Annotated in this window: 27 protein-coding genes and 1 pseudogene; 10 read left to right on the top strand and 18 right to left on the bottom strand. The window is 70.3% G+C overall.

What is annotated here, in order from left to right:
• Nucleotides 1-4 precede the first annotated feature (4 nt).
• The 3 genes from ABZX12_RS23840 to ABZX12_RS23830 form a co-directional block, all read right to left on the bottom strand.
• Nucleotides 5-397 carry a hypothetical protein gene (locus ABZX12_RS23840; protein ID WP_355696364.1) on the bottom strand — a complete coding sequence of 131 codons (393 nt, stop codon included), beginning with the start codon at nt 395-397 and terminating at the stop codon, nt 5-7.
• A 9-nt stretch (nt 398-406) separates the two neighbouring features.
• On the bottom strand, nt 407-922 hold the full coding sequence (locus ABZX12_RS23835; RefSeq protein WP_355696362.1) for an FAD-dependent monooxygenase: 516 nt from the start codon (nt 920-922) through the stop codon (nt 407-409).
• An 86-nt stretch (nt 923-1,008) separates the two neighbouring features.
• Nucleotides 1,009-1,485 carry an FAD-dependent monooxygenase gene (locus ABZX12_RS23830; protein ID WP_355696360.1) on the bottom strand — a complete coding sequence of 159 codons (477 nt, stop codon included), beginning with the start codon at nt 1,483-1,485 and terminating at the stop codon, nt 1,009-1,011.
• A gap of 68 nt (nt 1,486-1,553) precedes the next feature.
• On the opposite strand from ABZX12_RS23830, the gene ABZX12_RS23825 reads away from it, so the two are divergent.
• Complete coding sequence (locus ABZX12_RS23825) at nt 1,554-2,249, top strand: TetR/AcrR family transcriptional regulator C-terminal domain-containing protein (RefSeq protein WP_355696358.1); 696 nt, start codon at nt 1,554-1,556, stop codon at nt 2,247-2,249.
• Here ABZX12_RS23825 and ABZX12_RS23820 read toward each other — a convergent pair.
• Entirely contained in the window at nt 2,246-3,121 is an 876-nt protein-coding gene (locus ABZX12_RS23820) for a LysR family transcriptional regulator (RefSeq protein ID WP_355696356.1), read from the bottom strand. The two genes, ABZX12_RS23825 and ABZX12_RS23820, sit on opposite strands and share 4 nt — an antisense overlap.
• 82 nt (nt 3,122-3,203) lie before the next feature.
• Here ABZX12_RS23820 and ABZX12_RS23815 point away from each other — a divergent pair, with 82 nt between their 5' ends.
• Both ABZX12_RS23815 and ABZX12_RS23810 read left to right on the top strand, forming a co-directional pair.
• Nucleotides 3,204-3,947, top strand: coding sequence for a sulfite exporter TauE/SafE family protein (locus ABZX12_RS23815; protein ID WP_355696354.1), 744 nt, complete (start codon nt 3,204-3,206; stop codon nt 3,945-3,947).
• Complete coding sequence (locus ABZX12_RS23810) at nt 3,944-4,201, top strand: hypothetical protein (protein ID WP_355696352.1); 258 nt, start codon at nt 3,944-3,946, stop codon at nt 4,199-4,201. Before ABZX12_RS23815 ends, ABZX12_RS23810 begins: the two co-directional genes overlap by 4 nt.
• On the opposite strand, the gene ABZX12_RS23805 is transcribed toward ABZX12_RS23810, so the two are convergent.
• Nucleotides 4,185-4,682: a DUF1232 domain-containing protein gene (locus tag ABZX12_RS23805; RefSeq protein ID WP_355696350.1), complete on the bottom strand. Its 498-nt coding sequence runs from the start codon at nt 4,680-4,682 to the stop codon at nt 4,185-4,187. The two genes, ABZX12_RS23810 and ABZX12_RS23805, sit on opposite strands and share 17 nt — an antisense overlap.
• A gap of 22 nt (nt 4,683-4,704) precedes the next feature.
• Entirely contained in the window at nt 4,705-5,538 is an 834-nt protein-coding gene (locus ABZX12_RS23800) for an aldo/keto reductase (protein WP_355696348.1), read from the bottom strand.
• A gap of 56 nt (nt 5,539-5,594) precedes the next feature.
• On the opposite strand from ABZX12_RS23800, the pseudogene ABZX12_RS23795 reads away from it, so the two are divergent.
• Together ABZX12_RS23795 and ABZX12_RS23790 are read left to right on the top strand one after the other, a co-directional pair.
• A pseudogene (locus tag ABZX12_RS23795) lies at nt 5,595-6,356 on the top strand (DUF5937 family protein); the annotation flags it as partial.
• Nucleotides 6,305-6,643 (top strand): winged helix-turn-helix domain-containing protein, encoded by a 339-nt coding sequence (locus tag ABZX12_RS23790; RefSeq protein ID WP_355696404.1) that lies wholly within the window; start codon nt 6,305-6,307, stop codon nt 6,641-6,643. The pseudogene ABZX12_RS23795 and the gene ABZX12_RS23790, both read left to right, overlap by 52 nt.
• A gap of 61 nt (nt 6,644-6,704) precedes the next feature.
• On the opposite strand, the gene xylB is transcribed toward ABZX12_RS23790, so the two are convergent.
• The 5 genes from xylB to ABZX12_RS23765 are packed head-to-tail and all read right to left on the bottom strand — an operon-like array spanning nt 6,705 to nt 12,820.
• Nucleotides 6,705-8,165: a xylulokinase gene (xylB, locus tag ABZX12_RS23785; protein ID WP_355696347.1), complete on the bottom strand. Its 1,461-nt coding sequence runs from the start codon at nt 8,163-8,165 to the stop codon at nt 6,705-6,707.
• Nucleotides 8,166-8,175: 10 nt separating this feature from the next.
• A complete protein-coding gene (locus tag ABZX12_RS23780; protein ID WP_355696345.1) occupies nt 8,176-9,585 on the bottom strand; it encodes a mannitol dehydrogenase family protein in 1,410 nt (469 codons plus the stop codon).
• 47 nt (nt 9,586-9,632) lie between these two features.
• Complete coding sequence (locus ABZX12_RS23775; protein ID WP_355696343.1) at nt 9,633-10,481, bottom strand: carbohydrate ABC transporter permease; 849 nt, start codon at nt 10,479-10,481, stop codon at nt 9,633-9,635.
• Nucleotides 10,478-11,440, bottom strand: coding sequence for a sugar ABC transporter permease (locus tag ABZX12_RS23770; RefSeq protein ID WP_355696342.1), 963 nt, complete (start codon nt 11,438-11,440; stop codon nt 10,478-10,480). Before ABZX12_RS23770 ends, ABZX12_RS23775 begins: the two co-directional genes overlap by 4 nt.
• Before the next feature lie 12 nt (nt 11,441-11,452).
• Nucleotides 11,453-12,820, bottom strand: a complete 1,368-nt coding sequence (locus tag ABZX12_RS23765) for a sugar ABC transporter substrate-binding protein (protein WP_355696340.1) — start codon at nt 12,818-12,820, stop codon at nt 11,453-11,455.
• Between the two features lie 136 nt (nt 12,821-12,956).
• On the opposite strand from ABZX12_RS23765, the gene ABZX12_RS23760 reads away from it, so the two are divergent.
• Together ABZX12_RS23760 and ABZX12_RS23755 are read left to right on the top strand one after the other, a co-directional pair.
• On the top strand, nt 12,957-13,904 hold the full coding sequence (locus ABZX12_RS23760) for a sugar-binding domain-containing protein (RefSeq protein WP_355696338.1): 948 nt from the start codon (nt 12,957-12,959) through the stop codon (nt 13,902-13,904).
• Between the two features lie 6 nt (nt 13,905-13,910).
• Nucleotides 13,911-14,699, top strand: coding sequence for a phosphotransferase (locus tag ABZX12_RS23755; protein WP_355696337.1), 789 nt, complete (start codon nt 13,911-13,913; stop codon nt 14,697-14,699).
• Here ABZX12_RS23755 and ABZX12_RS23750 read toward each other — a convergent pair.
• Nucleotides 14,656-15,087, bottom strand: coding sequence for a hypothetical protein (locus tag ABZX12_RS23750; protein ID WP_355696335.1), 432 nt, complete (start codon nt 15,085-15,087; stop codon nt 14,656-14,658). The two genes, ABZX12_RS23755 and ABZX12_RS23750, sit on opposite strands and share 44 nt — an antisense overlap.
• Nucleotides 15,088-15,148: 61 nt before the next feature.
• On the opposite strand from ABZX12_RS23750, the gene ABZX12_RS23745 reads away from it, so the two are divergent.
• Together ABZX12_RS23745 and ABZX12_RS23740 are read left to right on the top strand one after the other, a co-directional pair.
• Complete coding sequence (locus ABZX12_RS23745; RefSeq protein WP_355696333.1) at nt 15,149-15,748, top strand: ATP-binding protein; 600 nt, start codon at nt 15,149-15,151, stop codon at nt 15,746-15,748.
• Between the two features lie 49 nt (nt 15,749-15,797).
• Nucleotides 15,798-16,460, top strand: coding sequence for a hypothetical protein (locus ABZX12_RS23740; RefSeq protein WP_355696332.1), 663 nt, complete (start codon nt 15,798-15,800; stop codon nt 16,458-16,460).
• A gap of 95 nt (nt 16,461-16,555) precedes the next feature.
• On the opposite strand, the gene ABZX12_RS23735 is transcribed toward ABZX12_RS23740, so the two are convergent.
• The 6 genes from ABZX12_RS23735 to ABZX12_RS23710 form a co-directional block, all read right to left on the bottom strand.
• Entirely contained in the window at nt 16,556-17,830 is a 1,275-nt protein-coding gene (locus ABZX12_RS23735) for a thymidine phosphorylase (RefSeq protein WP_355696330.1), read from the bottom strand.
• Nucleotides 17,830-18,237, bottom strand: a complete 408-nt coding sequence (locus tag ABZX12_RS23730; RefSeq protein ID WP_355696328.1) for a cytidine deaminase — start codon at nt 18,235-18,237, stop codon at nt 17,830-17,832. The genes ABZX12_RS23735 and ABZX12_RS23730 overlap by 1 nt, the downstream gene beginning before the upstream one ends.
• On the bottom strand, nt 18,215-19,504 hold the full coding sequence (locus ABZX12_RS23725; protein ID WP_355696326.1) for an ABC transporter permease: 1,290 nt from the start codon (nt 19,502-19,504) through the stop codon (nt 18,215-18,217). Before ABZX12_RS23725 ends, ABZX12_RS23730 begins: the two co-directional genes overlap by 23 nt.
• Entirely contained in the window at nt 19,501-20,697 is a 1,197-nt protein-coding gene (locus tag ABZX12_RS23720) for an ABC transporter permease (RefSeq protein WP_355696324.1), read from the bottom strand. Before ABZX12_RS23720 ends, ABZX12_RS23725 begins: the two co-directional genes overlap by 4 nt.
• Entirely contained in the window at nt 20,697-22,247 is a 1,551-nt protein-coding gene (locus tag ABZX12_RS23715; protein ID WP_355696322.1) for an ABC transporter ATP-binding protein, read from the bottom strand. Before ABZX12_RS23715 ends, ABZX12_RS23720 begins: the two co-directional genes overlap by 1 nt.
• A 94-nt stretch (nt 22,248-22,341) precedes the next feature.
• Nucleotides 22,342-23,418 carry a BMP family ABC transporter substrate-binding protein gene (locus ABZX12_RS23710; RefSeq protein ID WP_355696320.1) on the bottom strand — a complete coding sequence of 359 codons (1,077 nt, stop codon included), beginning with the start codon at nt 23,416-23,418 and terminating at the stop codon, nt 22,342-22,344.
• 299 nt (nt 23,419-23,717) lie between these two features.
• On the opposite strand from ABZX12_RS23710, the gene ABZX12_RS23705 reads away from it, so the two are divergent.
• Nucleotides 23,718-24,899 carry an amidohydrolase gene (locus ABZX12_RS23705; protein WP_355696318.1) on the top strand — a complete coding sequence of 394 codons (1,182 nt, stop codon included), beginning with the start codon at nt 23,718-23,720 and terminating at the stop codon, nt 24,897-24,899.
• Nucleotides 24,900-24,924 lie beyond the last annotated feature (25 nt).

The raw sequence follows: 24,924 nt of genomic DNA, 5'->3' as shown, positions 1-24,924 counted from the left end.
CACGCTATCCCGCCGCGCCGGTCGCCTTCCGCCGCGCGGTGTCTGCTGCCAGCGAAGCGACCGCGCGGATCTGCTCGTCCGTCGTCCGCTCCAGCATTCCCGAGAGCAGTTCGGCGTCGTCGGGCTCGGCCAACGTCGTCAGTACGTTCAGGGCGCTCAGGTGGTCGAAGCCGGCCTTGATGTCCTCGCTCGCCTCCACGGGCGGCCGGGACAGGATCTCGAGCGCGACCTGGCGGACGTCGCCGGCCAGCGGTTCGAGCGGGTTGCCGCCGCTCAACCGCGTGTACGCCGCGGCCACCTGGTACATGTTCAGCGCCCGGCACACGGTCGGCACGTTAGGGCTGTGCAGCAACGCGTCGAACGCCTGCAGGGGAATGCCGACCTCGTCCGCGCTCATATCCGAAGGCTAGTCGGCGGGCTCGGGCGTGAAGAACCGCAGTACCTTCTCGCCGGCGTCCGGGCCGGTCAGCAGTTCGGCGGCTGCCGCCGAGCGGCGCGCGGTCTCGGCGGCGCGAGCGAACATGGCCGGCTCGTACTCGTCGAGCGCCGCCTCCATGTCACCCGGGTGGGCCGCGATGGCCCGGGCGAGTTCGGCGCCGTCGAGCATGGCGTGATTCGCCCCCTCGCCGACCGGCGGCATCAGATGGGCGGCGTCACCGAGGAGCGTGACGCCTGGCCGGCGCGGCCACGTCAGGCCGATCGGCAGGACGAACAGCGGACGCACCACGAACGGCTCGTCGCACGCAGCGAGCAGTCGCTGGAACTCCGGCGCCCAACCGTCGAGCAGCTCGCCGACCGCGGGCGGATCGTAGTCGGGCGCTCCCTGCAGCGAGACCCCGACCGTGATGGTGCCGTTCCCGTTGCGCTGCGCGGCCAGCCGGCGATCCGGCCCGAAGGCCCAGAAGTTGCCGCGGCCGACCATGGCCGCCAGCTCGGGCTGGGTGCGGTCGGCGTCATGGATCGCGCTCAGGATCGAGATGCTGCCGGTGTGCTCGGGCCGGACGTCGGTCAGCAGCGGGCGGACCGCGAGTTGGCGCCGTCGGCGCCGACGAGCAGGTCGCAGGTCGCCGTGCTGCCGTCGGCGAAGTGCAGGGTGTGGCCGTCGGCGTACTGGAACGCGCTCCCCCAGCGGACGGTGCCGGTCGGCAGCGATCGCAGCAGCAGCTCCCGCAGGTCGGCGCGGTCGATCTCCGGCCGCGCCATCGGCGCGTCGTCGGGGGTGTCCTCCTGGAGCAGCAAGGCGCCCGTGAAGTCGAACATGCGCAGGTCCTGCCCCTCGCGGCGGGCGTGGCGCAGGAACTCCTGCTCCAAACCGGCCGCGCGCAGGGCCGCCTGGCCGGTGTCGGTGTGCAGGTCGAGCATGCTGCCCTGGTCGCGGGCGTCGCGCGACGCGTCCCGCTCGTACACCACCGCCGCGATGCCGTGGACGTGCAGCACCCGGGCGAGCGTGAGTCCACCAGGACCCCCGCCGATGATCGCGATCATGCTTCTCCTCTCGATACACCGTAGGAGTCGATACACTGTATCGACAGAGGCAGTGTATCGTTCATCGGGTGCCGAACGAATCCGTGATCTGGGAACGGCCGGAGCCTCCCGAGCGACAGGCCCCCAGCCCGCTCAGCCGGGAGCGGATCGTCCGTGCCGCGATCACGCTCGCGGACGCGGACGGTTTGGACGCCGTGTCGCTCCGGAAGGTCGCCGCCGCGCTCGACGCGGGCCCGATGCGCCTGTACCGGTACGTCGACACCAAGGACGAGCTGCTCGCACTGATGGCCGACGCGGTGTACGCCGAGATCCCCGCGCCCACCGGATCGACAGCGGGCGACGTCCTGCGCTCGATCGCGCACGGGATCCGCGACGCCGCCCTGCGGCACGAGTGGTTCGCGGACCTGCACGGCGGCCGGCCGCAGCTCGGACCCGCGACGCTGGCCCACGCCGAGGCTTGCCACGCCGCGCTGCACGCATCCGGCCTGGACGACCTCGACGCGAGGGCCGGCGCGATGGAGACGCTGAGCGTCTACCTGGTCGGCGCCGTCCGCAAGGAAGTCGCGGAGCGCCGCGCCGAGCGGGCGAGCGGGCTGGACAAAGAGCAGTGGCAGCACACGTTCGGGCCGTACCTCCAGCGAATGCTTGCCACCGGCCACTATCCGCGGCTGGGCGAGTCGGTCCGCGGCGCCCGGCACCTGACCGCGTCCGAGGTGTTCGAGCTCGGCCTGGACTACCTCGTCGAAGGCATGGCGTCGCGCTAGCCGTCCGCCGCCGCGTGCAGGTGGGACGCGAGCAGGTGGGTGGCTTCCGGTGCGTCGGCCGCGTAGCACAGCAGATGGGCCCGGCGTGACCAGGAATCCTGGAGCGGACAGATCTCGGCGGCGGCCGTGGGGTTCACGGCTCGGCGCGGCACGACGGCGAGCCCGGCGCCGGCGGTGGCGAGCGTGATCAAGGCGTGCAGGGTCGGCACCAGCGTGCGGTAGCGCGGGGCCGGCGCGTGCGGGCCGAGGCGGTCGTCCATCCACTGGCTGAGCGGCGAGTGCCGGTCGAGACCGACGAGTGGATGCTCGGCCACCTCGGCGTACGCGATCGAGGCCCGGCCGGCGAGGATGCCGCCGGCCTGCCCGATCACCACCAGCGAGTCGTCGGCCAGCGGTTCGGTCCGGAGCTGGGTCGGCTCGTCGTCGAGGATCACGCCGAGATCCGCCTCACCGGCCGCGAGCAGCCGGACGCTGCGGATCGTCCGGCGCTCGCTCACGTTCACGTCGTACTCCGGATGGTCGCGGAGGAACGTGGCCAGTGCGAGCGGAACCAGCTGGTGCATCGCGGACCCGCCCGCGACCAGGCGGATCGGTGCCGCGCGCGACCCGGCGTACGACGCGACCGCGCTGTCCAGCCGGACGGTCTCGGCGAGCACCTCGCGGGCGTGCCGGGCCAGCGTGGCGCCGGCGGGCGTCAGCCGGACGCCGCGTCGCTCGCGCACCAGCAGCGGTACGCCGGCCTGCGCTTCAAGCGCTCTGACCCGTGCACTGGCCGAAGGCAGACTGAGGTGCATCAGGCGCGCGCCGCCGGTGATCGAGCCTTCCGCCGCGACATGGGTGAATAGCCGGAGATCGTCCAGGTCGTACCGCATGGCACCAGCCTACGTCTCAGCCTAAGGCTGGCTACGGGGATCGCGCATTGTGGAGTGCGCGCCGAGCCCGGATCCTCGAAGGGTGCTGCTGATCCTCCTGGCCGGTGTCGCGGCCGGTGCGCTCAATGCCGTCGGCGGCGGCGGGAGCTTCGTGGCACTGGCTGCCCTGGTGGCCGGCGGCATGCCGCCGGTCACCGCGAACGCGACCACGACCGTCGCCCTGCTGCCCGGGAACGCGACCAGCGCCTGGGTCTATCGGCGAGAGATCGAGGGACTCGCCCAGCCGTCGCCTGCCCGGCTCACCCTCGCCAGCGTCGCCGGCGGGGCGATCGGAGCGGGCTTGCTGCTGTTGCTGCCGTCGGCCTCCTTCGACGCGGCGGTCCCCTGGCTGCTGGCGTTCGCGACGGTCGTTCTCGCGTTCGGCAAGCGACTGACGGCCGCGCTGCGACTCGGGCGACCCGGCCCGGCCGCGATCCTGGCCGGTCAGTTCCTGCTGGCGATCTACGGCGGGTACTTCGGCGGCGCGGTCGGCCTGATGATGCTCGCGTTCTGGACCGCGACGACGTCGCTCGACCCGGCTCGTGGCAACCCGCTGCGGGTCATCCAGGTCGCGGCGGTCTACCTGACCGCGGCGGTGATCTTCGTGTTCGCGGCCGACGTACTCGCGCAGCCGCTGCATCTGGTCGCCCTGCTGGCGGGTGCGGTGCTCGGCGGGTACGGCGGAGCGCATGTCGTCCGCCGGCTGCCGCCGTCGATGCTCCGCGGGCTGGTCCTCGGTACGGCGGTCCTGATGACCGGCCTGTTCTTCGTCCGGGCATTCGGATGAATCGGGCGCAGCTGGCCATGGCGTACCAGGCCTGCGAGGTCGCGGACCTGGCGGCCGCGGCGGTCGGGCTGGACGATCCGGTCGAGGCGGCGGCCCAGGCGGCGCGGGTCCTCGCGGCCGCTCGGCAGCTGGTCGCCGCCGCGGACCGGCTCGACTCGTGCGAGCCGCCCGCGGATCCGCTGCAACGCTTCGCCTACGAGCACCCGGAGGAAGCCGCCGGGGACGTGGCCGACTGGGTCAGGCGCCGCCCGTAGACCGGCGGCCGCTCGGCGACCGGTGCGGGAGTTGCTCGCGCTCCTTGCGCAGATACAGGCCCGCTGCGGTCGACACGCTGGTGAGCAGCCAGACCGCAACGCCCGCGTCGTCGGTGACGCCAATGATCGGCAGGAGGTCCGGCAGGATGTCGATGGGCGACACCAGGTACACGAGCGCGAGCACCCACAGGAACGTGCGGCTCTTCGGCAGATCGGCGTACGTCCCCCGGCGGACGTCCCGGAGCAGCCGCGGCAGCGCCTTCGCCCGGTCGAACACGGTGCCGACCGGGACCGGCTCGCCGTTCGCGATCTTCCGCCGCCGGACCGCGCGCCGGCGCAGCACGCCCAGCACACCGACCACGGCGCCGATGACGAGCAACCCGATCCCGACCGCGACAGCGGGCAGCCCGACGACGTCGTCGTCGCGGACCAGCAACGTCAGCAGCCCGATCAGCCCGAGCACCGCACCGAAGTACACCATCCATCCACTGTAGAGGGCAGATTCACGGAAGCGGGCTCAACGCAGCGAGGCGGGCGAGCTGGTCCGGGGTCAGTTCGAGTCCGGCCGCCGCAACGTTCTCCTCGAGATGCCGGATCGAGCTGGTTCCGGGGATCGGCACCACCACCGGCGACCGGTGCAGCAGCCAGGCTAGCGACAGTTGCGCGGCGGTTGCACCGGCCTCGGCGGCGATCATCCCGAGGAGCTGCGAGGCAGCGTGCTCACCGTGCGCGATCGGGATCCACGGTACGAACGCGATTCCCTCGGTCGTGCAGTGGTCGAGCACGTCCTCGTGCCGGCGGTCGGTGAGGTTGTACCGGTTCTGCACGCTGACCACGTCGACGTACTGCCGCGCCTCGCGGAGCTGCGGCACCGACACCTCGGACAGCCCGATGTGCCGCACCTTGCCCTCGGCAACGAGCTGCGCCAGCGCGCCGAGCTGCTCCGCGAACGGTACGGCCGGGTCGACCCGGTGCAGCTGCAGCAGATCGATCCGCTCGATCCGCAAGCGTCGCAGGCACAACTCGGCGGCCTGGCGCAGGTACTCCGGCCGTCCGCACGGCGTCCACTCGCCGGGTGACGGGCGGGTGTGCCCGACCTTCGTGGCGATCAGCACGCCATCGTAGGGATGCAGGGCCTCGGCGAGCAGCTCCTCGTTGGCGCCGATGCCGTACGCGTCGGCGGTGTCGATGAAGTCGACGCCGAGCTCGACGGCGCGGCGTGCGACCCGGATCGCGTCGGCCCGGTCGTCCGCCTGCCGGTACCCGGTCAGGCGCATCGCCCCGAAGCCCATCCGGTGGACGTCGAGCTCGCCGATCTTCAGTCGTGAGGTGTTCATGCGGCCCAGCGTCCGGCCGCGGGACGCCGTACCTGAAATGATTTAGGCTGAGCTGAATGCTGACGATCACCTTCACCGTGGCCGACCTGGCGCGGACGAGGCTCGCGATGTCCCCGCTCTGCGAGGTGGTGGCCAGCGTCCGGCTGCTCAAGTCGCCGCGACCGCACCCGTTCCACAGCCGCTGGGCACGCACCACGAGGGAGCGGCTGGCGGGGATCGAGCTCGACCTGCTGTTCGACCTGGTCGATCCGTCGGTCTGGTACCTCGCCGACTTCCTCACACCGCCGCCGAACAGTCCGCTGCCGGATCTCGAGGCCGACCTCGGCACGCTGCGGCGGGTCTCGCCCGACCAGGTCCGCGCCGACCTCGATGTGCTCGCGTACGCGCGCCGCCGTCCACTCGGTTCCCTGGCCGAGGCACAGCTGCCGCGTCGGCTCCGCCGGCCACGCCCGGGCGAGCTGCCGTCGGCCGGAGTGGACGAGCTGTACGCCGATCCGGTCGACGGCATCGCTCGCCTGGCGGATCAGGTCGCGGCCTACTGGGAGCTCGCGATCGCGCCGTACTGGGGCCGGATCCGCGCGCTGCTCGACAGCGACCTGCTGTACCGCGGACGCCGCCTCAGTCAGGCCGGCCCGGCCGGTCTCTTCGAGGATCTCGCCGACGGGGTGCGGTGGCGCGACGGCGCCCTCTCGATCCGTCACCGACGCTTCCACGGCGAGCGCACCCTGTCCGGCGAAGGGCTCCTGCTCACCCCGTCGGCGTTCGTCTGGCCGACCGTCTACTCCAGCACGATCCCGCCCTGGCAGCCCACCCTCACCTACCCGGCCCGCGGCACACCGCCACCGTCTGGGACGAGTCCGCACGCCCCACCCCCGTCGGCCTGGCAGCTGTCATCGGAAAGTCCCGGGCCGACCTGCTCAACCACCTCGACACGCCCCGCTCGACCACCGAGCTGGCCACCCGCACCGGCCTCACCCCCGGCGGCGTCTCCCAGCACCTCAGCACCCTACGAAGCGCAGGCCTGGTCACCCGCCACCGCACCGGGCGTACGGTCATGTACGCCCGGACCACCGCCGCCGACTCCCTGATCGACGCGGCCTCCTGAGCTTTCCGGAACAAATCCGGCGGTATCCGGCGATTTCGGTCCGCACACCGGATTGGCTCACCTACTGGTTGTAGGGCTGTGAGAGGAGCGGGCGCGTGTTGCCGAGGACCTGGGCGTAGTTGGCCCGGATCGCGGGCGCGTCGACGGTGAGCGCGGGCTCGGGTTTGCCGACCGGCACCTGCCAGGTGGGCGGGGTGGCCGCGCCGGACAGGGCCCAGGCCGCCTGACGGGCAGCGCCGAGGGCGACGTACTCGGCCGGCTCCGGGAGGACGACCTCCGCACCGAGCAGGGCCGGGGCGAGAGCCTGTACGGCGCGGGAGCGGGCGCCGCCGCCGAGGAGCAGGACGCGCCGTACCGGAAGGCCCTGGTCGCGGAGCGCGTCGACGGCGTCGGCGAGACCGCACAGCAGGCCCTCGACCGCGGCGCGGGCCATCGTCGCGGGCTGCATGGTCGCCCGGGTGAGGCCGTAGATCAGGCCGGTCGAGTGCGGCAGGTCCGGCGTCCGCTCGCCGTCCAGGAACGGCAGCAGGACCAGCCCGTCGCTGCCCGGCGAGCTGATCGCGGCCTCGTCGAAGGCCGGCAGCTCCAGGCCGAGCATCTGGGCGGTCGCGGACATCACGCGGGCCGCGTTGAGCGTGCAGACCAGCGGCAGGTACTCACCGGTGGCGTCCGCGAAGCCGGCCACGAGACCGGTCGGGTCCGCGGTCGGGTGGGCGGACCGCGCGAACGCCGTACCGCTGGTGCCGAGGGAAACCGCGACGTCACCGGGCTGGAGGTCGAGGCCGAGCGCGGCCGCGGCGTTGTCACCGGTACCGGCCGCGATCGCCGCACCGAACGCCGTCTGCCCGACGATCTCCGCCGGGCCCGCCACGCGCGGCAGAGCCAGCTGGCGGCCGAAGGCGAGCTCGACCAGGTCGGTCCGGTAACTGTTGGTGGTCGGCGACCACCACCCGGTCCCGGACGCATCCCCACGGTCCGTGGTGATCCCGTCGATGCCGGACCGGTCCGCCGCCAGCCGGTGCGTCATCCAGTCGTGCGGCAGCACGACCGCAGCAGCCCGCCGCACGGCCTCCCGCCGCACAGCGGCAGCATCCGCGCCGGCCTCGCGGGCGGCTTCGTCCCTGAGCCAGCGCAGTTTGGTGACGGTGAAAGACGGGACCGGGACGGAGCCGACGGCCTCGGCCCACGCCTGGGCGCCGCCGAGCTCGGCGATCAGTTCCGTGGTGGCGTCGGCGGAGCTGGTGTCGTTCCACAGGACGGCCGGGTGGACGACCTCACCGGCGTCGTCGAGCAGCACCATGCCGTGCTGCTGACCGCCGATCGCGATCGCCTCGACCCCGTCGAGCAGCCCGTCGGACGCGATCTCCCACGCCTTCCACCACTCGGCCGGGTCGACCTGGGTGGCGTCCGGGTGCGGCGCCCGTCCCTCGCGGACGACCGCTCCGGTCTCGGCGTCGCACACCAGAACCTTGGTGGCCTGGGTGGAGCAGTCCACCCCGGCAACCAGCCTCAGCTCAGTCATGGATCACAGACTAGAGCGCTTCCACCGTCGCCCGCGCGCCGATCTCGTGCAGCGATCGCAGCGCGGCCTTGTACGGCGTCACGAACCGCTCGTCCGACGCCAGATCGCCGAACAGGTCCGGATCCGCGATGAACACCAGCGGATCCTCCCGGTTGTGCTGCGCCCGGTCGACGAGCTTGTCGCGCAGCCGGTCGACGACCTCGATCGGCCGCCCCTGCTCGTCGACGCCCTCGGCGTACCGGGCCCAGGACGCGACGACGAGCACCGACCGCTTGATCTCCCGGCCCGCCGCCAGTTGCTCGCGCACCACGGGCAGCAGCCACTTCGGGATCCGGTCCGAGCTCTCCGCACACAGCCGCGCCAGGGTGTCGCGCACCTCAGGGTTCGCGAAGCGCTCGATCAGCTGGTGCTTGTAGCGATCGAGGTCGACCCCGGGCACCGGCGGCAGCGTCGGCGTCCCCTCGTGGTCCATGTAGCCGAGCAGGAAGTCGACGTACAGCTTGTCCTGGCACACCTCGTGCGCGTACCGGTAGCCGTCCAGGTAGCCGAGGTAGCACAGCGCCTGATGCGAGGCGTTCAGGAGTCGCAGCTTCATGAACTCGTACGGCTCGACGTCCTCGACGATCTGGACGCCGACGTCCTCGTACGGCGGCCGCACGCCGCCGAAGTCGTCCTCGAGCACCCATTGTGTGAACGGCTCGCACACCACCGGCCACCCGTCCTCGATCCCGAACCGCTCGGCCAGCGCCTCCCGGTCCGCGTCGGCGGTGACCGGCGTGATCCGGTCGACCATGCAGTTCGGGAACCGCACCTCGTTGTCCAGGAAGTCCGCGGTCGACGGATCCTTCAACCGCGCGAACGCGGCGATCATCTTGCGCGCGACGTGCCCGTTGCCGGGGATGTTGTCGCACGACATCACGGTGAACGGCGGTACGCCGGCCTCCCGGCGCCGGCGCAGCGCCTCGACGATGAACCCGAACGCGCTCCCAGGGGTCGCCCCGGGCTCCAGGTCGGCCTCCAGCCCCGCGGTGTCGAGTTCTCCGGTCACCTGATTGACGTGGTACCCGCCCTCGGTGATCGTCAGCGACACGATCCGGGTCGCCGGATCCACCATCCGCGCCAGCACGGCTTCCGGATCGTCCGGCGCGAACAGGTACCCGACGATCGACCCGACCACCCGAGGCTCGAGGGTCCCGTCCGGATGCTTGACGACCAGTGTGTAGAGACAGTCCTGGGCGGCCATCACCTCGGCCATCCGCCGGTCGTTCGGCAGCACCCCGACGCCGACGATTCCCCAGTCCAGCGCCTTCCCTTCGGTCATCAGCCGATCCAGGTACATCGCCTGGTGCGCGCGATGGAACCCGCCGACCCCGAAGTGCACGATCCCCGGCGTCACCGCCGTACGGTCGTAGGAAGGCACCGGAACGTCGTTGCCCACGGCATCGAGGGAGGCAGCAGCCAGTGCGGTCACTTGACCGCCCCCAGCGACAGCCCCTGGACGAGCTTGTCCTGGGCGGCGAACCCGGCGATCAGCACCGGCAGCGACACCACGATGGACGCGGCACAGACTTTGGCGAGGAACAATCCTTGGCTGGTCACGAACCCAGTCAAGAACACCGGCGCCGTCTGCGCCACCGTGCCGGTCAGCACGCGGGCGAACAGCAGCTCGTTCCAGCTGAAGATGAAGCAGATCAGCGCCGCCGACGCGATCCCCGGCGTGACCACCGGCGCCACCACGGACCGCAGCGTCCGGGTCAGCGACGCGCCGTCGACCGAGGCCGCCTCGAGGATCTCCACCGGCACCTCGGACAGGAAGCTGCGCAGCATCCAGACCGCGATCGGCAGGTTCATCGACGTGTAGAGGATGATCAGCAGCCAGATGTTGTCCAGGAAGTGGACGGACTGCGCGAACAGGTAGATCGGCAGCAGGCCGGCCACCACCGGCAGCATCTTCGTGGACAGGAAGAAGAACAGCACGTCGGTCCACTTCTTCACCGGCCGGATCGACAGTGCGTACGCCGCCGGGAACGCGAGCAGGATGACCAGCACCGTGGACAGGATGCTCGCGGTCAGCGAGTTCAGGATCGACGGCCACGGCCCGGTGTCGAAGAACGCCCGGTAGCCGTCCAGGGTCAGCGGCGCCGCGACGTCCGGCGGGTTCTTCGCCGCGTCCTCCTCGGAGTGGAACGAGGTCAGCAGCATCCACAACACCGGCAGCACGAACAGGATGCCCACGATCCACGCGAGCCCGCTCAAGGCCCAGCCGCCGCCACGGCGCTGATGGCCTTTCACGATCGTGATCTGTCCACCACTCATCGACCGGTCTCCTCTCGGAACAGCGTGGACACCGATCGGAGCGCGAGCGTCGCGATCACGATCGTGCCGATCACCACGATCACACCCGCCGCCGAGGCGCGGCCGTAGTCGTGCGCGGTGTAGAACGTCTGGTAGATCGTGTACGGCAGGTTCGCCGTACCGAGACCGCCCGACGTGATCGTGAAGACCGCGTCGAAGTTCTGCACGACGTAGATCGAGCCGAGCAGCGCGGACAGCTCCAGGTACTGCCGCAGGTGCGGCAGCGTCATGTAGCGGAAGATCTCCCACTGGTTCGCGCCGTCGATCCCGGCCGCCTCGATCACGTCCAGCGGCCGGCTCTGCAGCCCGGCCAGCAGGATCAGCATCATGAACGGCGTCCACTGCCAGACCAGCGCGAAGATGATCGACCACAGCGGCTGGTTGCTGATCCAGTCCGGCTGCGGCGCGTTCTCGCCGAACAACCACTTCAGCACGCCGTTGAACAGGCCGTACGTCGGGTTGTAGAGCGCGTGCTTCCACAGCAGCGCGGCGGCGACCGGGACGACCAGGAACGGCGTGATCATCATCGTCCGGACCGCGCCCCGGCCGCGGAACCTGCGGTCCAGCAGCAGGGCGATCAGCAGTCCGAGCACCAGGCTGATCAGCACGACGCCCGCAGTGAGCACGATCGTCACCCAGATCGCGTGCCGGGTGTTGGCGTCGGTGAGCACGCGGCGGAAGTTGTCGATCCCGGCGAAGCCGCGCTCGTCGGGGTAGTACGCGTTCCAGTCCATGAAGGACACGACGATCGTGACCACGAACGGCAACTGCGTCACGATGATCATGAACACCAGCGCGGGCAGCAACGGGCCGCGCCGGGCCCAGTCGCCGGTCTTGCGCAGCATCGTGCCCTCGGAGCCGGGCGGCGCGGCGCGGCGCGCGGGCTTCACCGCGGTGTCAGGCTTGGCGTCGACGGACATTGGCCCCACCCCTCACTTCGCTTGCCGCGAGCGGTACCGCTCGGCGACGTCGTCGGCGAGCTCCTGCCCGCGTTTCAGTGCCTCGTCGACGCTCATCCGCCCGGCGATCGCCGAGCTCACGTCCTGGCTGACCTGGGTGCCGAGGTCCGGGAACTCCGGGATGTCGACGAACTGGATCCCCGGCGCCGGCCGCGGCTGGGTGCCCGGGTCGGTCGGGTCGGCGTTCTCGATCGCGCTCTTGGTCGGCTCCGCGAACGCGGCGGCCTCCTTGACGTACTCCGGGATCTCGTACGTCGACGCGCGCTTGCCGGCCGGGACGTTGGACCAGCCAACCTTCTCGCCGACGAGCTTCTCGTAGTCCTTGCCGGACGCCCAGGAGATGAACTTCCAGGCGTTGTCCTTCTTCTTCGAGGCCTCCTGGACACCCCAGGCCCACGCGTACAGCCAGCCGGAGCTGTCGGTCTTCACGACCGGCGCCGGCGCGTAGCCCATCTTGCCCTTCACCGGCGAGTTCGGCGCCTCGAGCGAACCGGCCGCCGACGTCGCGTCGTACCACATCGCGACGTTGCTCTGGATCGTGTTGTTCAGGCACTCGGTGAAGCCGGCCTGCGGCGCGCCGGCCTCGCCGTGCGCACGCACCAGGTCGACGTAGAACTTGGTCGCCTCGGTGAACTCCGGCGCGTCGACCTCGGCCTGCCAGTCCTGGGTGAACCAGGTGCCGCCGAAGGTGTTCACGACCGTGGTGAGCGGGGCGAACAACTGGCCCCAGCCGGGCTGGCCGCGCAGGCAGATGCCGCGCATCCCCGGCTGCGCGTTGTCGACCTTGGCCGCGATGTCCGCGACCTGCTGCCAGGTCGGCTTGTCCGGCATCGTCACGCCCTTGGCCGCCAGGATGTCCTTGCGGTACATGAGGAACGACGACTCGCCGTAGAACGGTTCGCCGTAGATCTTCCCGTCCTCCGCGGTCATCGACTGCGTCATCGGCTTCAGGACGTCGTCCTGGTCGAACGACGGATCCTTGCCGATGTAGTCGGACAACGGCGCGATCCACTTGCTCTTGGCATAGATCGGGATCTCGAAGTTGCTGACCGACGCCACGTCGTACTGACCGGCCTGGCTGGAGAACTCCTGGCTGATCTTGTCCCGGACGTCGTTCTCCGGCAGCACGGTGAAGTTCACCTTGATGCCGGTCTGTTTGGTGAAGTTGTCGGCGGTGAGCTTCTGCAGATCGACCATCTGCGGGTTGTTCACCATCAGCACGTTGATGCTGTCGCTACCACCGCCGCCGCCACCGCCGCCACCCCAGCCGGCGCAGCCGCTGACCGCGCTCACCAGGACCGCGACCCCGACCGCTCCGATGCGTTTGCGCCTACTCAGCACATCTGCCTCCGCTCATTTGAGCACGCCTCTGCTCACACCATGAGTGAACCGGGAAGGGGCTTGACCTGTCAAGGGTCTGTGCAACACTTGGGGACACGTGTGCTCATATGAGCGGCCGAGGGATTGGGGAGCGTTGATGGAGACGTTCGGGCCGGCACAGCTGGTGCTGACGGCGTCGATCGCGCGGCGGTACTACGTCGACGGGCGGTCGAAGGTGGAGATCGCGGACGAGTTCCGGCTCAGCCGGTTCAAAGTCGCGCGATTACTCGACCAGGCGCGCAGCAGCGGACTGGTGCGGATCGAGATCAGCCACCCCGGCGCGATCGATCTCGACCTGTCGGCGCGGCTGCAGGAGACCCTCGGGCTGCGCCGCGCGATCGTCGTCGACACCCCCGAGGTCGACGAGCCCGCACTCCGTACCCAGCTGGGCAAGGCGGCGGCCGATCTGCTCACCGAGATCGTGACGCCCGAGGACGTGCTCGGGCTGGCGTGGGCGCGGGCGGTGACCGCGATGACCGAGCAGCTGACGTCGCTCGCGCCGGTGCCCGTCGTCCAGCTGACGGGGGCACTGACCCGCCCGGACGTCGAGGCGAACTCGGTTGAGCTCGTCCGGCACACCGCTCGCCTGTCGGGCGGACCGGCGTACCTGTTCTACGCGCCGCTCGTGGTGCCGGACGCCGCGACCGCGCGGGCGTTGCGGCAGCAGCCCGAGGTCGCGGAGGCGATAAGCCATTTCGACTCGGTGTCGAAAGCGGTCGTCGGGCTCGGGTCGTGGGCGGCCGGGCAGTCGACGCTGTACGACGCGATGGACGAGAAGGCCTGTGAGCAGTTGCAGCGCCGCGGCGTCGTGGCGGACATCTCCGGCGTCTTCGTGGACGCGGACGGCGCACCGGTGCAGAGCCGGGTGACCGACCGGGTGATCGCCATCAACGCCGAGCAGATGGACAAGATCGACGAGGTGATCGCGATCCCGTACGGCCTGGCCAAGGTGGCCGCGGTCCGGGCCGCTGTCCGCAGCGGCCTGGTGAACGCGATCGTTACCCACGCACCCCTGGCGAAGGCCCTGCTGGAGCCGTCAAACTGACGCGCGATGCCTGCTCCAGAGGTCGAGTTGGTCGGAGGTACGGCGAACCGCGGGTTGGTGGTGCGGGTCGGGGATACCGTCCGGCGGCCGCTGCGCGCCAGCAGTACGGCGACGCACGCGCTGCTGCAGCACCTGGAGAGCGCCGGCTTCAAGGGTGCGCCGGCGTTCCTCGGCATCGACGCGCAGGGGCGGGAGGTGCTCTCGTACCTGCCCGGGGAGACGGTGACACCGCCGTACCCCTCCTGGTCGATGACGGACGAGGCGCTCGACAGCGTGGCCGAGCTGCTGCGGGCGTACCACGAGGCCGTCGCGGACTTCCGGCCGACCGGTCCGGAGTGGGCGGAGCCGGTGCCGGCGAGCTACGTCACCGGGCTGATCAGCCACAACGACCCGAACCTCGACAACGTCGTGTTCCGTCACGGGCGCGCGGTCGCACTCATCGACTTCGACCTCGCCGGCCCCGGCTCGGCGCTGTGGGACGTCGCCACCGCGGTCCGCCTGTGGGCGCCGCTGCGTCCCGACGCGGACATCCACGACGTACGACGGGGGCGCGCGCCGGCCCGCCTGCGCCGCTTCGCCGACACCTACGGCCTCACGGACGGCGACCGCCACCGGCTGGTCGACGCGGCCGCCGACAACCACGTCTGGTGCATGGACTACGTCCGCCGCGGCTCCGAGGCCGGGCACCCGTGGTTCCGCCAACGCTGGACCACCGGAGAAGCCGAACTGACCGACCGCACCAACCGATGGTTCAAGCAGTCGGAGGCCGCACTCCGTCTGGCTCTTCTGGATTGAGCTCCCGCTCAGCCTCGGCCCGCCCCTCGTAGTACTTCTCCTGCATCCGCTTCACCCACGGCGGGATGAGCGCCGTCACGATGCTCGGAAAGGTGCCCCACTCCTGGCCCACCGCGTACACCACGAACTCGGCGACGACCAGTGCGATGACGACGATCCAGCCTTCGCGGCAGATTCGAGGTCCCTCGTCGGACATCAGCCCCCGCCGCGTGATCGCTCCGATGCCGAACATCACCCCGATCAGCGCGAACACGGTCGCCCGCGCGATCAGGTACCACTGGTCGGCACCGGCGAACCGGCTGTCCCCGCGAAGAATCATCACCGCGGCGCCAACACCCCCGACCGCGAACAGACCGTAGAACGCGGCCCCCAGTTTCAGCTTCGGCATACCGGGATTATCGAGCCGACCGGATTGGCTGTTACTGCAGGAAGTGGAAGACAATATGCCGGTGCGTTCACGGGTAGTACTGCTGGCGGGGCCTTCCGGCGCGGGGAAGTCGCGCCTGGCGGAGCAGGTCGGCCTGCCCGTCGTCCGGCTGGACGACTTCTACCGCGACGGCGACGACGAGGCGATGCCGCGGTCGCCGCTCGGCATCGTCGACTGGGACGACCCGCGCTCCTGGGACGGCGACCGCGCGGTCGCGGCCCTGGAGCAGCTGTGTACGGCGGGGACCGCCGACCTCCCGATCTACGACATCGCCGCGGACGGCACCGTCGGTCACCGGCCGGTCACCACCGGCGGTTCTCCGCTGCTGGTTGCCGAAGGCCTCTTCGCCGACCGGATCACCGGTGCGCTCCGCGACCGCGACCTGCTCGCCACCGCGATCTGCGTCTACCACCACCGCGTCGTCACGTTCGTCCGGCGGTTCCAGCGGGACCTCCGCGAGCACCGCAAACCGCCGCTGACCCTGCTCCGGCGCGGCCTGCTGCTGTTGCGCGACGACCCGCAGGTGGTCGGCCGCTGCGTCACCGCCGGCTGCGAGCCAATGCACCCCAAGGCGGCCCGGGCCCGGATCGAGACGCTGCTCATCGAAGCGACCTCCTGCTAGCACGCGGCTGTTCGCCTGAAGTTCACCAACTTCTGTTGGTATCGGTGCCGTGAGACGGAATGCGTCAGGCGTCGCCGTGGTCGTGATCGCCGCCCTGCTCGGCATGACCGCCTGCGGGAGTGAGGACAGCGCATCGGCGAGCGCTGCCCAGACCCCGGCCGCGAAGCATTCCGCGCTCTCCGGATCGGCAGGCAAGACAGCGAAGAGCGCCCTCGCCTCGCTGGCCGCGCTCCCCCGTGGATACGTCGCCGACGCCCGCAACGCGCCCCGCCCGTTCACCGCCACGGCGTACCTGAGCACCTGGTCGGCCGACCCGGCGCTGGACCGCGCGCTGCTGCTCAACGCGAGCTTCGTCGAGGGCTACCGGGCGAGCCGGCTCAGCCCGGACAAGAAGAAGCGCTACACCGTTCAGCTGTTCAAGACCGGCTCGGCAGCCAAGGCGAAGACTTTGCAGCAGGGCCTGTGGAGCCAGGACGTTCACGACCACCCGTTCACGATCCCGAACGCGCTCTCCGACGCCCGGGTCGAGTACGACGGCAGCACGGACCAATCGATCGCGATCGCCGAGGCCAGCCTCGCGGTCGGGGCCGTGGTCGTCGAGCTCACCGTCCGCGAATCCGGTGCCCTGGGCACCAGCCTCACCCCGGACACCGCCCTCATCACCGCCCTGGCAAAAGAACAGCACACCCGCCTGACGGCTACCTCCAGCTAGCTAGCCGGCCTTTTCACGCGAGCGGATATCCCCTCGCGCGGGGGGTTCTCGGTTGGTGTGCGCGCGGAGAACCCCCAACAGCAGGGGATATCCCCTCAGGCGATGCGGTCGATCAGCAGGGGGCCGGGTTCGTACGAGTCGGCGACCGCGACCGCGTCGGTCAGCGACTCGAGAGCACGCTCGATGCGGCCGGGATCGTCGGTGTGCAGCGTCAGGAGGGGCTGGCCTTCGGTGATCTGGTCGCCCGGCTTGGCGTGCATCTCCACGCCGGCCACCGCCGACACCGGGTCCTCCTTGCGCGCCCGCCCCGCACCGAGGCGCCACGCCGCGACCCCGACCGCGAGCGCGTCGAGCTTGGACAGTACGCCGGACGCCGGCGCGGGGACGACGTGCTGCTCGGGAGCGACCGGGAGCTCGGCGGCCGGGTCACCGCCCTGCGCCGAGATCATCGCGCGCCAGGCGTCCATCGCCGTACCGTCGCGCAGCTTCTCGGCCGGGTCCACACCGGTGACACCGGCCGCGGCCAGCATCTCGTTGGCCAGGGCTACGGTCAGCTCGACCACGTCGGCCGGACCGCCGCCCGCGAGTACCTCGACCGATTCGCGAACCTCCAGGGCGTTTCCGGCGGTGAGCCCCAGCGGAACGGACATGTCGGTGAGCAGGGCAACGGTCTTCACACCCGCGTCGGTGCCCAGCGCAACCATGGTCTCGGCCAGCTCCCGGGCGTCCTCCAGGTCCTTCATGAACGCGCCGGAGCCGACCTTCACGTCCAGCACCAGAGCCCCGGTGCCCTCCGCGATCTTCTTGCTCATGATCGAGCTGGCGATCAGCGGGATCGCCTCGACGGTGCCAGTCACGTCGCGCAGCGCGTACAGCTTCTTGTCCGCGGGCGCCAGACCGTCGCCGGCCGCGCAGATCACCGCGCCGACGTCCTCGAGTTGCCGCATCAGCTCGTCGTTCGACAGCGCGGCCCGCCAGCCGGGGATCGACTCCAGCTTGTCGAGCGTGCCGCCGGTGTGCCCGAGGCCGCGGCCGGACAGCTGCGGTACGGCGACGCCGCAGGCAGCCACCAACGGGGCCAGCGGCAACGTGATCTTGTCGCCGACGCCGCCGGTCGAGTGCTTGTCCGCGGTCGGCCGGGACAGCGTGCCGAAGTCCATCCGCTCGCCGGACGCGATCATGGCCGCGGTCCAGCGCGCGATCTCGCGCCGGTTCATCCCGTTCAGCAGGATCGCCATCGCCAGCGCGGACATCTGCTCATCGGCGACGTCGCCCTTGGTGTAGGCGTCGATCACCCAGTCGATCTGCCCGTCGCTCAGCTCGCCCTTGTCCCGCTTGGCCCGGATGACATCCACCGCGTCGAAACTCATTACTCCTCCAGAAACTCGGGCCCGAACGCGTCCGGCAGCAGCTCGCGCAGCGGCCGGACCCCGGTCGCGGTCTCGATCAGCAGCGCCGGGCCGCCGTTCTCGTGCAGCAACTGCCGGCATCGTCCGCACGGCGTCAGCAGATGCTCGTGCCGGTCCACACAGGTGAAGGCGACCAGCCGGCCGCCCCCGGTCCGGTGCAGGTCCGACACCAGCCCGCACTCGGCGCACAACGTCAAGCCGTACGAGGCGTTCTCCACGTTGCAGCCGGCAACGATCCGCCCGTCGTCGACGTACGCCGCCGCGCCCACCGGGAAGTGCGAGTACGGCGCGTACGCGCGGTGCATCATGTCGACGGCAACCGCGCGCAACGCCGGCCAGTCGACCTCACTCGGTGACGTAGGGCTCACCGTCGGCCTTCGGTGCTCTGACCCGGCCCACCAGCCCGGCCACCGCGATGATCGTCGCCAGGTACGGCGCCATCAGCAGCAGTTCGCCGGGGATCGGCGTCTGGATGATCTGCAGCTGGGACTGCAGCTGGGTCGCGAAACCGAAGAACAGCGCCGCGACCATCGCACCGATCGGGTGCCAGCGGCCCATGATCAGCGCGGCCAGCGCGATGAACCCGTTGCCCGCGGTCATCTCCTTGCTGAACGAACCGGCGTACCCGACGGTGAAGAACGCGCCGCCGAGCCCGGCCAGGACACCGGCCGCGAGCACCGCGGAGTACCGGATCCGCTTGACCTTGATACCGACCGTGTCGGCCGCCTTCGGGTGCTCGCCGACCGCCCGGATCCGCAGGCCCCAGCGGGTCTGGAAGAGCACGAACGTGACGACCGCGACCGCGATGTAGGTCAGGTAGACCAGGATCGTCTGGTTGAACAGGATCGGCCCGATGAACGGGATGTCGGCCAACCCCGGGATCTTCACCGCCGACAGCACGTCCGGCGTGTTCAGCTTCTCGGCCTGCGGCTGCATGAACTGGTCGAACAGGAAGCCGGTGATACCGGTCGCGAAGACCACCAGGACGACGCCGAGCACGACCTGGTTGACCAGGTACTTGATCGAGAACACGGCCAGCAGCCAGGCCATCACCACACCGCTGGCCGCCGCCGCGATCAACGCCGCGGCGTTGCTGTTCGTCGTACTCGACACCAGCGCCGCGGTGAAGGCGCCGACCAGGAACTGGCCCTCGATCGCGATGTTGATGACACCGGCCCGCTCGCACATCACGCCGGCGAGCGCGCCGAGGATCAGCGGGGTCGCGAAGTTCAGCGTGCCCTGGAACTGGTTGGCCAGCGGGAAGGTCTTACCGGCCGCGGCCCAGCACAGGAAGGCGCCGATGAAGCAGATCCCGAGCAGGGCCGCCAGATAACCGGAGTACGACTGCGGGACCCGGCGGAGCAGGTAGGCGCCCGCGGCGATCACACCGAGGATCCCGAGAACCAGCGCGGTGAACTGGGCGGGGATGCCGAGCAGGTTGTGCTGCAGGTCGCCGGACACCAGCTGGAAGGTCGCCTTGCCGCCTTTGGTGAACGCCGCCAGGGCGAGCCCGATCAGCGCGAACACCAGCATCACGCCGCCGACCCGCAGCCGGCGGGTGCGATCGGCCGGGGCCTCGATCACCGTCGGCTTGGGTGCGGCCTCGGGGACCGCATCCGGAGTCGTCTCGCTCATCCGTTCCAGCCTTTCGCGAGCACTGCGCCGGCGCCGCGTTCCTTCGGCAGGAACCGGAAGATCGAGCGCACCAGCGCCGGGGCCGCGACGAACAGCACGATCACGGCCTGCAGGACAGTGGTCAGGGTCAGCGGCGTCTGCGTCACCAGCTGCATCTGCAGACCGCCGGCGTTCAGCGCGCCGAAGAGCAGCCCGGCCAGCACGGTGCCGAGCGGCGTACCGCGGCCGAGCAGCGCGACCGTGATCGCGTCGAACCCGACCGAGGCCGCGACCCCGTCGGTCAGCGGCAGGTCGGTGCCGAGCACCTGCTGGGTCCCGGCCAGACCGGCGAGCGCACCGGCCACGACCATCGCGATCACGTACGCGCGGCCGACCGACATGCCGGCCGTCCGGGACGCTTCCGCGTTCGCGCCGACCGCACGGAGCTCGAAGCCGATCGTCGACCGGTTCAGCAGCCACCAGACGAAGACCGCGGCGAGCAGCGCCAGGATGAACCCGACGTGCAGCCGGGTGTCACCGAACTTCGGGTACTGCGCGTTGGTGTCGACGATCGGCGAGATCGGGTCGGTCCGCCCGGGCCGCCGGAACGTCGACGTGGTCAGCAGCCAGGCGAGCAGGTAGATCGCGACGTAGTTGAGCATGATCGTCACGATCACCTCGTGCGCGCCGGTCCGGGCCTTCAGCAGGCCGACCACGCCGCCCCAGAGCGCACCGCCGATCAGGCCGGCGACGACCGCCACGATCAGGTGCAGGATCGGCGGCAGGTGCCAGGCGAAACCGACGTACGCCGCGAGGATCGCGCCCATGATCAGCTGGCCCTGGGCGCCGATGTTGAACAGCCCGGTACGGAACGCCAGCGAGACCGCGAGGCCGCCGCAGATCAGCGGTGTTGCCTGGGTCAACGACTCGCTGATCGCCGTCCAACTGCCGAACGCGCCGACCGCGAGCGCCTTGTACGCCTCGCCGACCGCGCTCACCGCCGCGGACACGGTGTCCATCGGGGCGGCGCCGAAGTACTTCACCGCCGCCTGCACCTGGTCGTCGCCGACGATGATCAGGATCGCCCCGACCAGCAGGGCCAGCACGATCGCGCTCAGCGAGACCAGGCCCTGGACCGCCCAGTTCGGCAGGCCGGACCCCCGCGGCTCCTTCGCGGGCGCGGGCGCCGGCGCCACCTCTGTCTCAGTGCTCATCAGATGGTTCCCAGGGTCGTCGGGTGTTCGGTCGCCTCGTCGTGCGCCTCTGCCTTCGACGCGCCGGCCATCATCAGGCCCAGCTCGTCGCGCGGCGTGTCGGACGGTACGACGCCGACCACCTTGCCGCGGTACATCACCGCGATCCGGTCCGCCAGCGCGGCGATCTCGTCGAGCTCGGTGGACACGATCAGCACCGCCGTCCCGCGGTCGCGCTCCTCCACGATCCGGCCGTGCAGGAACTCGATCGAGCCGACGTCCACGCCGCGGGTCGGCTGCGAAGCGACCAGCAGCCGCAGCGGCCGGGACAGCTCGCGGGCCAGCACGACCTTCTGCTGGTTGCCGCCGGACAGCGACGACACCGGCAGGTCGATGCCCTGGGTGCGGATGTCGAACTCCTCCACCCGGGCCTGCGCGTTCTTCTCGATCTCGTCGGTGCGCAGCGCCAGCCCGTTGCCGAACGGCGGCTTGCGGAACAGGTCGAGGACCAGGTTCTCGGCCACCGAGAACGAGTCCACGAAGCCGTCGTGCCAGCGGTCCTCGGGGACGTACCCGATGCCCGCGTCGAGTCGATGCCGGGTGTTCCGGCCGGTCAGGTCCTGCCCGTCCAGCGAGATCGTCCCGGCCGCGATCGGGGTCAGCCCGAGCAGCGCCTCGGCGAGCTCGGTCTGACCGTTGCCCTGGACACCGGCCACCGCGAGGATCTCGCCGGCCCGCACCTCGAGGTCGACGTCGTCGACGGCGGTGAACCCACGCTCGTCGATCACGGTCAGCCCCTCGACCCGCAGGACGGCGTCCTTCGGCGCGGCCGGCTCCTTGTCCACCACCAGGTCGACCGCGCGGCCGACCATCAGCTCGGCGAGCTCCTCCTCGGACGCGGACGGCTCGGCCTGGCCGACCACCTTGCCGCGGCGGATCACGGTGATCTTGTCCGCGATCGCCTTGACCTCTTTGAGCTTGTGGGTGATGAAGACGATCGAGGTGCCGTTCTCCTTGAGCTGGCGCATCACGCCGATCAGCTCGTCGATCTCGGCCGGGGTGAGCACCGCGGTCGGCTCGTCCAGGATCAGCACGCTGGCGTCGTTGACGAGCGCCTTGATGATCTCCACCCGCTGCTGCACGCCGACCGGGATGTCCTCGACCAGCGCCTCGGGGTCGACCTCGAAGCCGTACCGGTCGGAGAGCTCGGTGACCAGCGCGTGGGCCTTCTTGCGGTCCAGGACGCCGCCGGCCCGGGTGTTCTCGCGGCCGAGCATGATGTTCTCCGCCACGGTGAACACCGGGACGAGCATGAAGTGCTGGTGCACCATGCCGATCCCGTGCTTGATCGCGTCGCTCGGCGAGGTGATCTTGACCTTCGCGCCGTCGATCACGATCTCGCCCGAGTCGGGTTGCAGCAGGCCGTACAGCATGTTCATCAGCGTGCTCTTGCCGGCGCCGTTCTCACCGAGCAGGCAGTGGATCTCCCCCGGCTCGATCACCAGGTCGATGTGGTCGTTGGCGACCAGCGAGCCGAAGCTCTTGGTCAGACCGGACAGCTCGAGGTGCATCGGGCAGCCTCCCCTTCAGACGGCGAGCCAGGAAGGCGACGACCTGTGGGCCGGCCTTCCTGGCTCGCACCGTACTACGCGGCGTTGCCGTGGCTCAGGAAGCCTTGGGCTGAACCTTCGACTGGACGGTGATCTTGCCGCTGATGATGTCGGCCTTGATCTGCTCCAGCTCCGACTTCACGTCGGCCGGGATCTTGCTGTCGAACTCGTGGAACGGCGCCAGCGCCGTACCGTTGTTCTGCAGCGTGCCGGTGAACTGGGTGTTGTCGAACTTGTTGTCGACGACCGACACGACCGCGTCCTTCACGGCCACGTCCATCCCCTTCTCGACGCTGCTCAGCAGCACCGAGCAGTACTCCGCGGCGCTCACGCAACCGTCGGTGTCGACCCAGATCGCGTTCACCTTGCCGTTGCTGGCCTTGGCCGCCTGCAGACCGCCCAGACCGGACGGGCCGGCCACCGGGAAGATCACGTCGGCGCCCTGGGTGATCAGGTTCTGCGCGTTGTTCTGGCCCTTGGCCTTGTCCTCGAAGTCACCGGTGAACAGACCCGCCTGCTTGGCGTCGTCCCAGCCCAGGACCTGGACGTTCTTGCTCTTCTGCTGGTTGTAGTAGCGCACGCCCTCGGCGAAGCCGTCCATGAAGATGGTCACGGTCGGGATCTTCAGACCGCCGAAGGTGCCGACCTTGCCGGACTTCGACATCGCGGCGGCCAGGTAACCGGCCTGGAAGCTGGACTGCGCGGTGTTGAACAGCAGCGGCTTCAGGTTCGGGATCGGCTTGGCCGGGGCCGAGTCGACGATCGCGAACTTGATGTTCGGGTTGGCCGTGGCCGCCTTCTCGGTGGCGTCCTCGAGCTTGAAGCCGACGGCGACGATGACGTTGCACTTGGCATTGACCATCGCGGTCATGTTGGTCGGGTAGTCGTTGTCGGACTTCGACTCGGCCTTGACCTCGGTCAGGCCCTTCTCCTTCACCGCGTCCTGCAGGCCCTTGTACGAGGTCTGGTTGAACGACTTGTCGTCGAAACCCCCCGAGTCGGAGACCATGCAGGCCTTGAAGTCCTTGTTGGCGCTGCCGCCTGCGTTGTCCTCGGTCGGCTTGCTGCCACAAGCGGCGACGGCAAGCGTCACAACGCCCACGATCGCCGTTCCCCGCACGTACTTCTTCACCGGACGTCTCCTTCGTCGACCAGATTCTTCTGCCTGCCGCACGCCTTCCCCCACGTGCCGCATCCGCAGACTATAGGGCGACCGCCGTCCTTCTTTGAACGTCAAGCAGGCCTCGATACCGGAAAGTGACCGGCGTTCGCGTCACATTTCGACAACTTCTCCGGTGCGCTCACCCGGTGCTGCCTGGACGTCACGGTGCGCACGCTCCGTGGTTGCGCTCACCGTCCGTGGCCGTGACGGACGGTGACAACTGGGGAGCGCCCCGTCGGGCGGTGGTTGCGGGATGAAACAATCGCGGGATGAGTCATCAGTTGCTGGTCGCGGACGTTCTGGCGCGCGTCGAGTCTGTGCGCGAGGACATGGTCGAGGTACGCCGCGACCTGCACGCGCACCCGGAGCTCGGGTGGCACGAGGTACGGACGACCGAGCTGCTCGAGAAGCGGCTCGTCGACGCCGGCCTGTCGCCGCGGGTGCTGCCGACCGGCACCGGGCTGATCTGCGACATCGGCTCCGGCGACACCTGCGTCGCGCTGCGGGCCGACATCGACGCGCTGCCGGTGTCGGGCGGCGTGGACGCACCGTGGCGGTCGACCGTCGACGGTGTCGCACACGCCTGCGGCCACGACGTTCACACCGCGGCCCTTCTCGGTACGGCGCTGGTGCTGGCCGGGATGGCGCGCGACGGGCAGCTCGACCGGCGCGTCCGGGTGATCTTTCAGCCGGCCGAGGAGGTCATGCCGGGCGGCGCGCTCGGGGTGATCGCGGCCGGCGGCCTGGACGGCGTACGCCGGATCTACGGCCTGCACTGCGATCCGCGACTCCAGACCGGTCAGGTCGGCCTGCGCGTCGGCGCGCTGACCGCCGCCGCCGACAAGCTGCTGGTCCGGCTCACCGGCCCCGGCGGCCACACCTCACGGCCGCACCTGACCGCGGACCTCGTCTACGCGCTCGCCACCCTGGTCACCGAACTGCCCGCCGCGCTCTCCCGCCGGGTCGACCCGCGCGCCGGCATGTCACTCGTCTGGGGCCGCATCACCTCCGGCTCCGCCGCCAACGCGATCCCGTCCCGCGGCGAGGCCGAGGGCACCCTGCGCTGCCTCGACGTCGCCGCCTGGCGCCTGGCCGACGAGCTCATCCCGTCCCTCGCCGCGCAGATCGTCGAGCCGTACGGCGTCGAGGTCGACACCGAGGTCACCCACGGCGTACCGCCGGTGATGAACGACGCGATCGCGATCAACATCCTGCAGAACGCCGTCCACCAGACCCTGGGCACCAGTGCCGCCACCCCCACCGACCAGAGCCTCGGCGGCGAGGACTTCGCCTGGTACCTGGAACACGTCCCCGGCGCCATGGCCCGCCTCGGCGTCCGCCCACCCACCCAGGAAACCGCCGCCGACCTCCACACCCCCGGCTTCGCCCCCTCCGAAGAAGCCATCACCATAGGCACCACAATCCTCACCGCCGCCGCCTTACTGGACTGAACAGGACGGCGCTTCGCGCCGGCCA

It is taken from the genome of Kribbella sp. NPDC003505 (assembly GCF_040610875.1).
Taxonomy (GTDB): domain Bacteria; phylum Actinomycetota; class Actinomycetes; order Propionibacteriales; family Kribbellaceae; genus Kribbella.
The sequence above is the reverse complement of the archived record's forward strand: the minus strand, read 5'-3'. Positions and strand labels throughout refer to the sequence as shown.